The organism is Xenorhabdus sp. Sc-CR9, assembly GCF_963897815.1.
GTDB lineage: Bacteria > Pseudomonadota > Gammaproteobacteria > Enterobacterales > Enterobacteriaceae > Xenorhabdus.
The window spans coordinates 1-15,501 of record NZ_CAWQTY010000219.1 but is presented as its reverse complement, the minus strand read 5'-3'; the positions used below and the strand labels follow the sequence as shown (position 1 = coordinate 15,501).

Annotated in this window: 12 protein-coding genes; 11 read left to right on the top strand and 1 reads right to left on the bottom strand. The window is 42.2% G+C overall.

The annotated features are described in order from the left end of the window. From AACQ81_RS17425 to AACQ81_RS17375, 11 genes are all read left to right on the top strand, one after another. A partial coding sequence (locus AACQ81_RS17425) for a transposase (protein ID WP_237387800.1) occupies positions 1 to 182 on the top strand: 182 nt, incomplete at its 5' end. Further along, a complete protein-coding gene (gene glyA, locus AACQ81_RS17420) occupies positions 130 to 1,272 on the top strand; it encodes a serine hydroxymethyltransferase (protein WP_237388097.1) in 1,143 nt (380 codons plus the stop codon). The genes AACQ81_RS17425 and glyA, both read left to right, overlap by 53 nt. 79 nt (positions 1,273 to 1,351) lie before the next feature. Beyond that, positions 1,352 to 2,044: a flavodoxin family protein gene (locus AACQ81_RS17415; protein WP_237388096.1), complete on the top strand. Its 693-nt coding sequence runs from the start codon at positions 1,352 to 1,354 to the stop codon at positions 2,042 to 2,044. A 131-nt stretch (positions 2,045 to 2,175) separates the two neighbouring features. Further along, positions 2,176 to 3,294: a DNA glycosylase AlkZ-like family protein gene (locus AACQ81_RS17410; protein WP_237388095.1), complete on the top strand. Its 1,119-nt coding sequence runs from the start codon at positions 2,176 to 2,178 to the stop codon at positions 3,292 to 3,294. 25 nt (positions 3,295 to 3,319) lie between these two features. Continuing rightward, on the top strand, positions 3,320 to 8,884 hold the full coding sequence (locus AACQ81_RS17405; protein ID WP_237388094.1) for a non-ribosomal peptide synthetase: 5,565 nt from the start codon (positions 3,320 to 3,322) through the stop codon (positions 8,882 to 8,884). Continuing rightward, entirely contained in the window at positions 8,881 to 10,206 is a 1,326-nt protein-coding gene (locus AACQ81_RS17400) for a phenylacetate--CoA ligase family protein (RefSeq protein WP_237388093.1), read from the top strand. The genes AACQ81_RS17405 and AACQ81_RS17400 overlap by 4 nt, the downstream gene beginning before the upstream one ends. Then, entirely contained in the window at positions 10,203 to 11,456 is a 1,254-nt protein-coding gene (locus AACQ81_RS17395) for an anthranilate synthase component I family protein (protein ID WP_237388092.1), read from the top strand. The genes AACQ81_RS17400 and AACQ81_RS17395 overlap by 4 nt, the downstream gene beginning before the upstream one ends. Then, positions 11,453 to 11,602, top strand: a complete 150-nt coding sequence (locus AACQ81_RS17390) for a chorismate-binding protein (protein WP_237388091.1) — start codon at positions 11,453 to 11,455, stop codon at positions 11,600 to 11,602. The genes AACQ81_RS17395 and AACQ81_RS17390 overlap by 4 nt, the downstream gene beginning before the upstream one ends. Further along, positions 11,599 to 12,189 (top strand): anthranilate synthase component II, encoded by a 591-nt coding sequence (locus AACQ81_RS17385; protein WP_237388090.1) that lies wholly within the window; start codon positions 11,599 to 11,601, stop codon positions 12,187 to 12,189. Before AACQ81_RS17390 ends, AACQ81_RS17385 begins: the two co-directional genes overlap by 4 nt. A gap of 82 nt (positions 12,190 to 12,271) precedes the next feature. After that, on the top strand, positions 12,272 to 13,678 hold the full coding sequence (locus tag AACQ81_RS17380; protein WP_237388089.1) for an MFS transporter: 1,407 nt from the start codon (positions 12,272 to 12,274) through the stop codon (positions 13,676 to 13,678). Positions 13,679 to 13,776: 98 nt separating this feature from the next. After that, a complete protein-coding gene (locus tag AACQ81_RS17375) occupies positions 13,777 to 14,967 on the top strand; it encodes a condensation domain-containing protein (RefSeq protein WP_237388088.1) in 1,191 nt (396 codons plus the stop codon). Positions 14,968 to 15,161: 194 nt separating this feature from the next. On the opposite strand, the gene AACQ81_RS17370 is transcribed toward AACQ81_RS17375, so the two are convergent. Next, on the bottom strand, positions 15,162 to 15,467 hold the full coding sequence (locus AACQ81_RS17370) for a hypothetical protein (RefSeq protein WP_336885691.1): 306 nt from the start codon (positions 15,465 to 15,467) through the stop codon (positions 15,162 to 15,164). Positions 15,468 to 15,501 lie beyond the last annotated feature (34 nt).

Here is a 15,501-nt window from a genome sequence, read left to right as displayed (position 1 = left end):
AACGTGATGAGCTTCATACCTTCAAGGTTATCCCCAACCGATGGGTGGTCGAGCGTTCATTTGCCTGGCTGGATAAATGCCGCCGCTTATGGAAAAACTGTGAACGCTATTTAAATACCAGCCTTCAGTTTGTTAATTTGGCCTTTCTTATCCTATTACTGCGCAGGAAAAATTCTGAATAGGTTCTTAGCCATCAGAAGAGCACAGAAGTTATTTGGTGCTCAATATGCGGGTGTTCAGTCACATTCAGCATCAAGTGCAAATTATCAGGTGCTTTCAGCTTTGCTTGAGCCTGGAGATATTTTGTTGGGTATGAATCTAGATCATGGAGGGCATCTTACCCATGGCAGCCCCGTTACATTTTCAGGTACTTATTACAGATCAATAGGTTATGGTACTACATCAGAAGGGCTTATAGATTATGATGAAGTGAGGAGGTTAGCCCATATTCATCACCCTCGTATAATTATCTGTGGCGCTACTGCTTATTCAAGGATTGTTGATTTCGAGCAGTTCAGAAAAATCGCTGATGAAACAGGATCAATTCTGCTTGCTGACATTTCGCACATTGCGGGGCTTGTCGCAACTGGACGGCACCCTAGCCCAATCAATGCCGCACACGTAACTACTACTTGTACTCACAAACAGCTTGCAGGACCCCGCGGTGGTTTGATTATGTCTGGGCGTGATGCCAACGAAAAAGTTCCAGGCCTGAAAACAACCTTTGCTCGTACTTTGGAACAAGCAGTATTCCCTCGGATGCAAGGAGCTCCAGCCGTCAATATGATTGCTGCAAAGGCAGCAGCTTTTGGTTATGCAATGTCGCCAGAGTTTGATGCTTATATGAAACGAATTCGAATCACAGCTGACACAATGGCAATTGAATTTCAGAAACATGGCTATGAAATTATAGGGGGTAGGACTGAGAATCACACAATTCTGATTCGTTTGCATGGCTCTATGACAGGTTCTATTGCTGAATCGGCTTTGGAGCAATGTGGAATTATAGTTAACAAGAATCGCGTACTAGGGGAGACTCGTTCTTCATTCGTCACAAGTGGATTACGTATCGGCACGGGATCTTTGGCGCAACGCTACATAGACCAATTAGGATGTGTCCAACTTGTTGATTTAGTTTGTAGGATATTGGCGGCAGTGAAGCCACTTGATGAGCATGAGTTTGAGCTAAATCCAGCTGTATGCGAACTATTTCGTTCAGAGGCAGAAGCACTATGCACAATGTATCCTTTAATCAGTTACACGGAGTGTTAAACAACTGACTAATTGATTCCGGTTGAGGAAATGTTATGTCGATTCTGATTAGGGTTAATTGGACACTTTGGGAAAAAATATGACAAATAAAATCAGATATGTCGCCATTAATGGATCAGAGCGCCTAGATGGGAACAATGCACAGGCTCTAGCATGGGCAAAAGATTACTTAGAAAAGCAAGACATTATTCTAGATGTTTTCTCTTTAGCCAAATTTAAAATTGAACCATGTGGGGCGTGCGGAGATTGTAATTTTCGTAATGAACCCTGCATACAGAATGATGATGCAGCGCGTGCAATCCACTTAATGGAAGCTAGTGACGGTGTGATTTTCGCATGTGCAGTACATGGATTTGGTGCAACACCTTTAATGTCCGCTTTCCTAGAGCGGGTTGGTACTGGTTTTTTGCGGCATAACCGAACACTAACTAACAAGGTGGCTGGAGTAATGGTTACAGGGCGGCGAATGGGGCATGTCGAAGTGTACAACCAGATGCTCCAATGCGCGCTTTTGAATCGAATGATTTTAGTTGGGTATGGTTTTCCAGCCATCTTGATGGGTGACAAAAAAGGTGAAGTGCTTAGAGATCAAGAGGGAATGGAGATGCTACGTCGAATGCTCGACCGTATGGTATCGATGACTCGACTTATACGTGAATACGAACATCTAACAGGGCAAAAAGCGCTACAGGTTCTCGAGCCTGGAGAGCGTCATCGTATGAATGAGAATGGTGAATTCTACGTCCCACCAAAGCTCGATATGTGTAGATAATTTCTAATAGTGGGAATGAAATGTATGGGTTCTGTTATGTCTCTTGTATTAATTGTGGATATTTGTGTCTTGTACTCTAATTTGATTTTAAGTGACTAACATCTTTCTAATGAGTGAGATAAATAAAGAAAATGAAGCACAGTAAGATTAACTGGGATAAACAACTCAACAATTTCCTAGCTGAGTGGGTCATATCAGAACATTTTGAGCGCTTTGAGCGAGCAACCGTAAAAGAGGTAGCTGAGGCTTATATTGGGGTATATTCAAATCGTCCAACTAGTTGGTTAGCTTTCTTGGCTCGCAATAATAATGTTGAGCGAACAAAAGTCATTTCTATGGAAGCCGATCCTGAGTTAGTTCGGATACCAGGAATGCGACGTTCAAAGTTTTTACTCCCTCAATCTTTGGCTGCAACAGTATTTGGTGCTACACGCCTACCTTTGGTCAATCATGAGTGGCGATTGCGTGATGTCGGTCTTACTTTGGCAGATTATAGGAAGATATTATCTGAACTTACGGAATTTACTATAAGTGCCCCTGTCCGCTTGAAAGATATTGGGAATGCTTTTGGATTAACTGGTCCTCAGGCTCGTGCGTACGTCTCTGTTGCCACTTACGACGGTGTTTTAATTCGTATTCCTCCTCCGAATATTTGGTCTAACAGGTGGCTATATGCTGCTCCTCCTAATGGGTTGCTACAAAGTAATGATACATTATTAACCAGTGAATGGTTATTGCAGGACATCGCTGCTCGTTACATTAAACATTATGGTCCAGTTACAATCGATGACTTAGCTTGGTGGCTGTCAATTTCAAAGGAAAGGTCTCGTTTGCTTATGGAAAGCTCTATGGCGTGTGAAATAGGCAATGGAGTGTGGATAAGTATTACTCGGCAAGAGCTATTTGAACAGTGTATTTCCAAAACAGCTCAGAATCTAAATACTGATGTGCGTTTTTTGCCTGCTTGGGATCCGTTGGTAATGGGGTATGCCCCTGGTTCAAGACAACGTATTTGCCTCGGGCTTGATAAAATTAGGGGATACGATGCAGCGGGAAATGGCCTCCCTGTTGTCTTAATGGGAGCACGAGCTGTAGCCACTTGGGGCATGAAAGTCAATGGATCCAAACGTTCTATCCAAATTGATCTCTCAAATGTTGCAGGCAAGGAACAAGAAGCCATTCAAGGAGCCGCCTTTATTTGGGCTAACCGAATCGGAGCATTTTATGACCCTAGTAATAATAACAAATAAATAACAACGGATAAGGTTGGGTGACATGAAGAATCAGATGATGTTGGCAGGACCTGAGCTAAATAATAAACAGTTAGGTAAAAAGAAATTTGAGAGGTTTCCCTGTACTGCTCGGACAATATGGGATGCTTTTGAATGTTGTTCCACAGAGCAGCCGACATTGATTGAACGAATAGAAGAGGAAATTATTTTACCTGATGGACTAGTTGCATCTGTCGATAACCTCATCGTTATTGCTGCAATGATAGGTTCTTTACTTAGTACTGAAGGAAAAATAACTATAGGAATATACTCTAATATTTCAGTAAATTATATTGATATTGATATTGATATTGATACGAATGAACTATGTGATGTTGCTGATATTCATATCCGTATTGCAGAGTTGCGTGAAATAGCAGAGCTAACGCAACCAAATGTTCTGCTTCATGCTGATATAGAGGTAACTGATGGTCAAAATTCTCCACCTTTGGAATCATTGGTTTGGCTTGTGGCAAAGAGAGATGGGTGTACATTGTCTGTGAGGAAAGATTGTATTGATCAACCTGCTCGTGAACATTTACGAAAAATTATACTCTTTGTATGTATGCGGATCTTGAATCCCATGGCTCTTCCTATGCCTGAAACTCTACCTACACATCTAAAATATGAATTTAATGAACGTAATTCATTGATAAAAAATATATTTTACCATGTTCAGATGAGGCCATTAGCCCTAGCAATCGTCGATGATAATAATGGTAAGAATTTGACCTATGCCGAACTTTGGCATTCTTCCGGTATGCTAATACAGCAGGTACGCAAGCAGATATCTCCTCAATGTTTGCATCCGCGGCTTGCTCTTTTTCTGGAACGAGGTTGGCAACATCTGACTTCAATTATCGCTGCCCAGAGAATGGGCGGAACTTGTGTGTTGATCGACCCTGCTAACCCTGATGATTTGATATATAACTTTCTTCAGGAATGTCGCCCCGACTCTGTGCTGACTATTGGCAGTATGATAGACAGGGCGCGTAATCTTACAAGCTGCCCTATATTGGAAATAGGTAAAGAAAATAAACAATTGCCACAGGTTGATTGGGAATATGGTAATTGGATTGAAACGGCCAATGAGGAATGTTTTATTGCTGGTACCTCTGGGACGACAGGTCAGCCTAAAGCTGTTTGTTTATCTTATCGCGGGATGGTTGCCACACTTGATGCAATTACCAAATCTGCTGGGCTGGGGGAAAGTTCACGAGGAACATGGTTGACATCACCGGGGTATGGCATGGTTGAAGTTGATCCTCTGCCAGTACTATATGCAGGTGGAACAGTATGTATCCCTTCACCTGAAACCTTACAGGATATAAGGCTGCTGGCGCTTTGGTTTATCAAGAACAATGTTACACATGCACTAGTGATGACATCTATTGCTGAAGCATTTTGGGTTGGCGAATGGCAAACAAACCTGCGCACAATGTTGATTGCTGGTGAGAGGTGTAAGCAATGGCCTCCTCCTAATCTCAGCTACCAAGTACTTAATGTTTATGGTTCTGCGGAAGCGGCGGTGGTATCAATTGAAAATTTATCATCTGTTCAACATCATACACTGTTGCCTTCTGTAGGGCAAGCAGTAGCTGGAGCAAACATGTATGTAGTTGATAGTGCAGGCCAAGAACTCCCAGCGAATTGTGTTGGAGAATTAGTTATTACCGGAGAAACTCTCTCTATAGGTTATCTCGACATTGAAGATACTAGGAAATCTTTCCAGCCGAATATATTCGATAATACCTCACCATCGCAATACATCACTGGGGATAGAGCACGGATGAGTTTGGATGGTACTGTCGAAATTTTGGGACGGTCAGATTCGATCGTGAAAATTCGTGGACATAGAGTAGATCTAACAGAAGTAGAGATCTCTGCTCTTGAAGTTTTTGGGGTGGCGAAAGCTGCTGCAACTTGCTTCACCAACGATATTGGAACAACGCTAGTACTATTTCTTGAACTTGTCTTAGATGTTACGGCAAGAGTGAATGCTGTAGATGCAGTGCGTAAGCATCTTGGTAAGAGGTTAAAACCTGCAGCTCAACCAAATCAAATAGTTGTTGATGTGTTGCCAATAGGACGAAATGGTAAAGTGGATTACCGTGCGCTGAAGATATCTCCGGTTGAGATAGATATGACGCATACAATTTTCTCTCCAAACACAGAAATTGAAAGTACGTTGTGTTCCTGTTGGTTGAATTGGACTGGATGTGATCAAGCAACTCTTGAATCTAATTTCTTTAGCACTGGTGGAGATTCCTTACGAGCCATGAGAATGGTAGGCGAGCTTGCTTGTAAATATGGCATTCATATAGAGATGAGTTCTTTTCTTGAAAACCCTGTACTGCTGAATCTTATACGTTTGGGCAACACTTCATGTGATAGCAACTTGCCAACGTTTGAACATCTGTCCGGCGACAAACAGCTACAGCCTTTTACGCTCAATGAGAGCCAGCAAGCTTTGTGGATTGGACGTGGATCTGACTTCGATTATGGTGGTGTCGGCTGCCAAGGATATTTTGAGTGGGAAGTAGAAGATCTGGAACAAGAAAGATTTGAACGTGCTGTGAGTTTGCTAGTTGACCGCCATTCAATGCTAAGAGTGACGATTAACGAAAGTGGTTACCAGCAAATCGGAGTAGTCAATGGAAGTGAGGCAGTCGAATATGTAGACTTGAGTGGTCTTCCAGATAGTGAAATAAATAACAAAATTAACTTTGTGCGTCGCCGTATGGCGAATGAAGAGATAGGAACAACACAATGGCCTTTATTTAAATTTGTAGTGAGTAAGATTAGCCTGCACTTAAGTAGGGTGCATTTCTGTATTGACATGTTGATTGCTGACGCATGGTCAATATTTCAGGTGATTATTCCTGATTTGATTGACTTATACATGGAAGAAAATCCTCAGTTACCAAAACTTAAAACGTCGTTTTTCGACTATGTTGCGCACAGGCACAAGATTATTCAAAGTGAACAATATCGCGCTGATCGAGAATATTGGTTACAAAAAATTGTAGACTTGCCGTCATCCCCTCGGTTACCGCAGCTTGAAATAGGGGAATCTGCTATATCCCCTAGATTTGAAAGACATGAAGGTACACTCGAACAAGAATTTTGGGATAGATTAAAAGCTCAAGCTCAAGAACGAAATATTTCCCCCTCAGGTGTTATAGCTTTGGCCTTGTGTGAGGTTTTACGTTGCTGGAGCGAAGAAGAACGGTTCACGTTGAATTTCCCTGTTTCAGATAGAATGCCAGTTAGTGATGATATTGACTTAATTGTTGGAGATTTCACTAACACTTTACTTGTACCTTACGAACCCATTATTCACGATACACTTGAGAAGCGTGGCCAAAAACTACAAAACGCGATCTGGAATGCACTTGATCATAGGCTTTTTACTGGTGTTGAAATATTACGGGAGCTGTCTCGGATACGGAGAAATGGTCGTGCACCATTGATGCCAGTAGTGTTGACAAGCCTTCTTGGACATCCTGGACGACATGATGCTGCTCGGTTAGGTCGAGAGGTCTTTGGCGTGTCGCAAACCCCGCAAGTGACGCTGGATGTTCAGGTTAGAGAATCAGATAATGTTCTATATTTCAAATGGGATTATCTTACAGGAGTTATTCGTCCTGATGTAATTGAAGCTATGTTTGGTGCGTTTTGTAGGTTGCTGCAACAGCTAGCATGTGATTCCGAAATTTGGAAATGTACATGGCTCGACCTACGACCATCATCGCAGGTTACTATACGAAATACCGTTAACTCAACGCAGAAATTAGTACCTGAAGTTCATTTGCGAGATCTATTTTTGGAGTGCCTTTCGAATCGAACAAATGAACCAGCAGTCATAGACGCTAATAAAACATATTCTTGGGGTGAAATAGGCAATGCAGCAGCACAACTCAATACTCTAATTCAGAAATTTTGTTCTCCTGATGATCGGTTTGTCGGAATCGTGTTACCTAAAGGAGTAATGCAGTATGTTGCTGTTTATGGATGTTTACTGGCAGGTATCGGGTATGTTCCTATAGATATTGATCTACCACCCGAACGAATAGATATAATGCTTGCCCAAGCTGGGGTGCGAATCGTGATTTCATCGCCAGAGGCTATATTACCCCTAGATATCTATAGAGTAGAGTGTACTGCCAAAGACCTTAACATTTGGACTCAACAAAATACCAGAATTGCGATTGAGCCTATTCGGAAAGATTATTCACCGTATGTGATCTTTACTTCGGGTTCTACTGGTAATCCAAAAGGAGTTGAAATTCCAGAGGCCGCAGTAGTCAATCATATCTTCGATGTCATTGAACGTTTTGGTCTGGATATTTCAACCAGACACCTCGCTACAGCTGCTTTGCACTTCGATATGTCAGTATTCGATATTTTTGGTCCCTTAGTACATGGTGGCTCAGTCGTGGTGCCTGAGCAAGCAGCTGGACCAGATCCTGACACTTGGTTACGGTTACATCGTCGCTATAAAGTGACATTTTGGGCATGTGTACCTGCAATCATGGAATTGTTATGCCGCGTGGCCGAGGTTGCTCACAAAACATACATCATTTACTCAGTAAGTAATATAGTAATGGCTGGTGATTGGATCCCATTGTCACTATTACCACGAGCGAGAGCAATCTTCCCTTCTGCTCGGATGTTTTCGTGTGGTGGGCCGACTGAGACCACAAATTGGTCAGTTATCCATGAAATTAATGAATGTGAAGGCTGCATGGTTAGCTCCGTTATTTATGGTACACCTATGCGGAATTCTGCTTATCACATTATTGCTAACGACTGGACAGATTGTCCTGACTGGGTACCAGGCGAAATGCTGGTAGAAAGTGACATTTCGTTGGCTCGTGGATATATAGGCCAGCCAGAACTTACTCGATGTGCATTCGTTTACCATCCTAGAACTGGGTGCCGAATGTATCGTACAGGAGATTTGGGACGCTATTTACCTAATGGTGAAATTGAAATACTTGGGCGTATAGATAATCAGATCAAAATTAATGGGCTAAGGATCGAGCTTGGAGAAATCGAGAATGTAGCTCAATCTTGTGACGGAGTATCTAGAGCATGTGCAGTGGCATTGCCTGGCCTAGATGGACACCCAAAACAGATTGCATTGGCTTATATTGGTAATTCTAACTGCGAAACCATAATCAATGAAATAATTACACGACATTTACCTACCTATATGATTCCAAAAACTATTAAGCACATGATGGAACTACCTCTATCAAAAAACGGTAAGGTGGATGTAATAGCTTTGCGTAATGTACTAGGGGATGACATGAAAGAACCTAATATTAAAAATCAACAGACTATCCTACGAGAAGTTGTACGAGTAATTTCAGCCCAACTTGCCGAATCAATTGTATTACCAGAAGACAATTTCTTCGACTTAGGGGGTAATTCATTGACTGCTATGAAGATTAAAATCGAATTAGAGTCCAAACTTGAACTCTCAATCTCACTCGAGAGTATTATGCTGACTGAGTCAATCCGTGAATGTGCAGAACAAATTGCAGAAAGGAGTCTGTCATGACTAGTAGGCAATTACATCGGGAATGGCTTGAATATGTTACTGCATTCCTGAATGGGCAAATAAAACCTCAGTGTCTACATCAAAAAACTGAGGTACGAGCACAAGAAATACTGAGGTACGTTGCGGAACAATCATCATTTTATCGCAACCATCTAGATACCAGAAAAGGTTCTTTGAGTTTATTCAAGATTCTTAACGGTATTCCTTTTACTACTAAAGATGACCTTCGTTCTGCAGGAACGACAGTTTGCTGTGTCCCGTTCAACGAAATAGTCACGTATTATGAAACGACAGGAACTACTGGGCAGCCAACACCGTGTCCGCGAGCATCAATTGATGTTGAAACTAGTGGGATCTACGTTCAAAGAGCTATCGCAGATATATACCAATCAACTTTCGGTACGATGCACGCTCTTACTGCTATCATGGGACCATCAGAGTTGTATGCATTTGGGGATACCTATGGTGAGATTTGCCGGAATTTGGGAATTCCTTTTGTACGATTGTGGCCAGAAAGCCCACGAGTTGGTTTGGATAAAGCTTCCAAACTTATTACTGATCTTGGGGTACGTTCACTAATATGTTCTCCGGCAATAGCACTTGCGTTAGCTCGTCTTTATATAAGTCTTGGGATCGATCCTCAAGGAACTTCAGTGGAGCAGATTTTTGTTCTTGGAGAATTATGTACGCCTGAAATGCTTTTGAATATTTCTCGTATTTGGAATGCACACTGTACTCATGGCCTGTACGGCTCACAAGAAGCACATGCAATCGCTACAGGTTGTTTCAAAGGCAATCTACATCTTTCAGAGACAAATTATCTTGCAGAAATTCTCCCAATCCCTGGATTGGATGATGATGTAGGAGAATTATGTCTAACGATGCTAGTACCTGGAGCTAAGCCATTAATTCGGTTTTGTACAGGTGATTTAGCTCGTCTTCAACCACCAGAGGCTTGCGGATGTGGTAGCCATTCCCGTTGCTTGAAAGTATTTGGTCGGATTAATGATGTTATGACTCTTGGTGGTCACTTGATTCTACCTTCATCAATCGAATCTACTGTTTTAATGGCTGCTAATCGGGTTTGGGGATATCAGGTTACAGTTTTGGAGACAAATAGAGGTGCTGATGAGATGGAAATATCTATGATTGCTCATATTGGGAGCCGTTCAGTTACTCAAATTCAAAAGCAGATGGAAGAATGTTTTAATGTTCCAGTTAGGTTACATGTAGTAGATCGATTGGATTCGAGAACAGAGACTGGAGCCTATGTTTCTTGGAAACATGCTCGTGTTCGAGATAAGAGGAATCCAAGGCTATGATAGAACAACAATTGAAACATTCGTGGGTTATAGAACAGTATGAAGTTCCAGAGGCTGCTTCGGTAATACAAGTACGTAAGACACTGCTTGGTTTATACCCTAACCCAGCTTTGTTTGAAACTGGGGCAGGCTTTCAGGCTGTTGATGGCTCACAAACGATGTTCATGCTTGACTTGCTGTTTGAAATCACACTGGTAAATGATACTTGGAGTATCAGGAGCAATAGCCCTTTTGAAAGGTATATTGCTGAATGTGAATCAGTAGTGAATGATTACAATAAGCCTCTATGGAAACGTTTACGGGAGGTGACACAAATTATCGCACTACCAGATAGCTTCCCGTTGATGTTAGTGCTTGGGTACAGTGCAGCTCGTTTTGTGGAGCACCTGCCAGGGATGGCTCTTGAAGAAGGAGTTCCGGAGGTAGTGCTCCGTGTTTACCGACATATTATACGCTACGATGGCACAGGGAATGGTGCGAAAATTGATGTATTGATGTTTAGTCCAGATGAGATTATAGATACCCAAGTTTTATTTGCAGCACTCACCGAACCAAGGGTAGTTAGAACTCCTGCCAACTCTTGGGATTGGGGAGTTATTAGGGATTTAACAGATCGTAACACATTTTGTTCCGCGGTAGAACGAGCGAAAGAATATATCAGAGCTGGTGATATTTATCAGATGCAGCTTTGTCGTCGTGCTATATCGAATTCAACAATTCCTCCAGTAGACCTGTATGAACGACTTGCGTCGGTTAATCCTGCACCTTATATGTACTATTTGGCTCTTGATAATCAGAACATAATATCTTCTAGTCCGGAACTTATGATCCGTGTTCGTGATGGTATAGCTCAAGTTCGCCCTATAGCTGGGACTATGACACTGGAAGACATGAAAAGCAATCATCTAGCTCAGATCCCTAAAGAAGCAGCTGAGCATCTGATGCTTGTGGATCTAGCGCGCAATGACTTAGCACGTTGCGCTATTCCTGGCGGAGTGAACGTAACTTCGTTTATGAAGGAGGACGTCTATGGTTCACTTATCCATTTGGTTTCGACAATTGAAACTAAGGTTCGTAATAATTGCGATATATGGGACCTGATTGCGGCAAATTTCCCTGCAGGAACAATGACGGGTGCTCCAAAAATTCGCGCAATGGAGCTCATTATGGAGTTAGAAGGAATACCACGGGGACTGTTCACTGGATGCGCAGGGTACCTTATGGGGGGAAATGCGGAGTTCTTGCTTTGACGATACGTACAATTATTGGGAACTCCGGCCATTACGTATTACAGTCTGCTGCGGGTATTGTTGCTGATTCAAAAGCATCAGCTGAATGGGAGGAAACTGGTGCTAAGATCAAATCATTTGCTCGGGCAATGGGGAAGAGTGTATGAAAGTATTATTGGTGGATGCTTTCGACAGTTTTGTATTTGTTATTGAACAGTACTACTCCATGGCTGGGGTACAGACGAAAGTGGTTCGTGTTAACGATGATCCAATAAGTAAGTTTCAACGGTGGAAGCCACAACTTTTAGTTTTGGGGCCGGGCCCAGGAACTCCTCAAAAGCATGGTTACCCAGAAATAATTCGTTCAGTGGGTGAAGGTCAGGCCATATTTGGGGTTTGTCTAGGTCACCAAGCAATTGGGGAGTATTTTGGTTGGAAGCTTATGAGAGCACCGACTGTGGAACATGGTAAGTATTCACAGGTGCAACATGATGGTCAAGGTGTTTTTCGTGATATTCCATCACCTGTTAATGTTGTTCGTTACCATTCACTATCTATTATTAATTCTGAAATTGAGAATGAATTAGTGGCTACTGCATATACTAAAGGTAAAGGAGAGATAGTGAACATGGCTGTACGTCATCGCACACGTCCCATAGAAAGCGTGCAGTTTCATCCTGAAAGTATAGGAACGGAGTATGGACTCAGAATGATTCATAACTCATTAGATTTAGTTAATAGTAAAGTTGTGTAGTATTAGTCCCTAAAACAAATTGAACTGTATTAACCGGAATCAAGCCAGCTTAAATTGACCCTAAAATTTAGAGGAGGTAACTATGGATGCTGTAAGTAAGAAGAGATGGCAAGCGCTAGGTGTCATCTCTATTATTCAGTTGATATTACTGCTTGATGCTACTGTAGTAAATGTGGCACTACCACAGATTAAGCACGATCTAGGGCTTACAGATGGCTCTTTGACTTGGATTGTGAATGCCTATCTCATCACTGCTGGCTCGTTACTATTACTTGGGGGTCGAATAGGTGATGCCTATGGAGTATTACGTACATTCCAAGTAGGTATTGTAATTTTCGGGGGGAGTTCTTTCGTGGCAACTATTGCTCCTAACGCCACTACCTTGATCATAGGTCGTGCTGGCCAAGGGATAGGGGAAGCTTTAGCTGCGGCGACTGGTTTAGCAATGATATCTTTGTTATTCCCTTCGGGACCAGATCGTAGTAAAGCATTTTCAGTCTGGGCTGCACTTGGTGGGCTTGGATCAATACTCGGGGTTTTGTTATCTGGTGTAATCACAGAGCAGCTTTCATGGCGCTGGGTTTTCGGAATTAATATACCAATTATATTAATTCTAGCTATAGCTACTATATTAGTGATACCAAAATTCTCTAACCAAATATCTACTCGGTTGGATCTTAGTAATGCTCTAATATTAGCGGTTGCGGTATGTATAACCGTGCTTGGTGTGATCGGTTCTGGTATCGAGCAGCTTTTATGGCTCCGAATTATGCTGATCTTGTTAGGAATTTCTGGTGTTACATTAGTGTTAAAGCGTTGTAGGCATTCGGAGGATAGTATTATTCCTGCCCGGTTAATGACCAGTTCGCCACGATTAACAGGGTACGCTATTCTTGCAATTCAAGCAGGAACATCAGGCGCTGTTTTTTATCTTGGTGTCCTATTGCTGCAAGATTATATTGGAATGACTCCTTTGCAAGCAGGTCTCGCTTGGCTACCATTCTGTTTTGGCTTCTTTCCCGGAATTTTTTTATCTCAGTTCGTTACCCAACGGTGGAGTTCTCAGACTGCCGCCGTTGTCGGTCTATTTATCTCTGCCTTTGGTTTTATATTGTTTGCAACTGGGGTACCTATGCAAAACTACTGGGTTGGAATGATGCCAGCAATGCTTGTCACGTCTATTGGTTTTGGTTGTGTTGCCCCGGTTGCACAATCTCTTGCAACTACAGGACTGTCCGAATCTGATGCGGGAGCTGGGTCAGGAATAGCAACAACAATTCAACAGTTGTTTCAGGTAGGAGGAATGACACTTTTAGTCGCTGTTGCTATTAGTTTTACTGATGGTGTTGGAGTTTCGACTATTGAATCTAACGGATTCGTAGTTGCGTTTGCTTTATCCGCAATGATTTTTATTGGTGGAGCAATTTTTATTGGGGTGAGGCGTAGTGCATTAGTCCTTGATATAGAAAATACAGAAATTAAACATTAGGTTCTTTTATGCACCAGAACTATATAATTTCATTTGCGGATGAGCTTTCCATAGTGGTACCTAGTACTGCAAGCCTACGTGAAAAGTGGATCGGAGCAATGTTAGATCAAACAGGGAGAGCTTATACTGGGGCGTTACGGCTCGACTTTTCTCCAGGATGTGTATCAGAGCGAATATTTAGTGCAATTGTTGATACATTAACACAGCATCCTATTTTAGCTGCTCAATTTGATATTGAAGGTGATCTACTTATTGGCCGTGCTCCAAACAAAACTACATTACGTAATGCCCTCTGGGATTGCTTGAATTTTAAGCATGCAGGCATAACGGATGAGGTGTTTCTGGCTTACCGAGCGAAAAAGGCTAGTGAACCAGGGCTTAGGATAGCGTCAGTTACTGATGATACAGGAATTCACGTGTGGATAGGATTTTGGACCTACACTTGCGATGGTGCATCAATTGATTTGTTAATTGAAGACATAGTTCAATGCTATTGTGGTAAGTCTAAAGTATCTAAGTGTTGGATAGAATATGCTCATATGGTAAATGCTCGTGTGTCAAAACAAGTCATAAGCTTACAGGAAAGAATTGAAGTTTATCCAGGGTTAGGACCATATGGTCTTGATGCGATCCGAGAAACTCCGAATGGCTCAGTGGGTGCTATGCAGAGTGCAAAATTTAGCTCTTCTGTATTGCGTAGTGTTGTGTCGGCTTATGCAAGAGCTCACCGGGTCACTCCATTTGTATTGTTATTTTCTATTTTTCAACGCGCAGTCAGTGTGGTCAGTGGGGTTACTACTGTTGTCACAGGTGTTCCGTTTATCAATCGAAAAAGTTCCGATGAATTCAAGGTTGTTGGCTCTTTATCGAATACAGTTCCAATCACGACTCATCATATGCAAGACGAGTCTATACCTAGTATGCTAATTCGACTGCAACGTGATGTCATCAAAGCGTCTGCTCGCCAGGACATAGAACCGGCTGCTTTGTATCCCGATGGTATTTCACCTCGAACTGTAGCTTATGAACTCCCTTTCCCTCAGCTGTTTAATGCTTGGAACTCACAGTGTGACGGTACACGAATCTCACTAAGCGATAATGAGTGGATGGCTCTTCAGTTGCTACCAAATGATACATGCCGAGCAGGTTTTGAAATTACTTTAGATGAACATTCCGAGTATATATCGGGGAGAATAGATATGGATATTGATGCATATGGCAAGTGTGTGGAGCAGGTAATTAAGCATATGATTGAGGACTTGGAAAGTATCAGTTTAGATTCTGTGTAATCATTTAGCGTAGTACTCGAGGTCATTAAAAGAAGTCTCGTAGAAGAATTGTTATTCTCCGCCTGACTGAATAATTACGAACACTTTATCTCTTGAGATAGTGATATAAACTGATTCTCGCAGTAAATCAGGGTGTATACACTCTTATCAAGATCTCCCGATAGGAAAGATAACCTCGATTTATTGGGTCATATTCAGCTTTTTTCAGCCGGTGAATTCCCCTCAACCAAATCAATCATCACACTTTTTTGCGCTTCGATATTCCGGATATAGCCTAAAACAGTTTCGGGTTTTTTCCAGGTGCCTTCGTGCATGATCTGGGCGAGGCCGTAACCTGCTTCCGTCATATCTTGCGCCGCGCCCACACGAGCACTATGGCCCGTCCAAGTGGCATAGCGGCCTTTATTAACCTGAGCTTCGCTTAAGAAGGGAACTAAAGTGCCTGAGGCACGATCAAAGTTTTTGCTAAAGAAAACAAAATCGTGGAGATCCTCAGGCATGTATAATTTAGAAGAACTTTACTGCTGCGTCGAT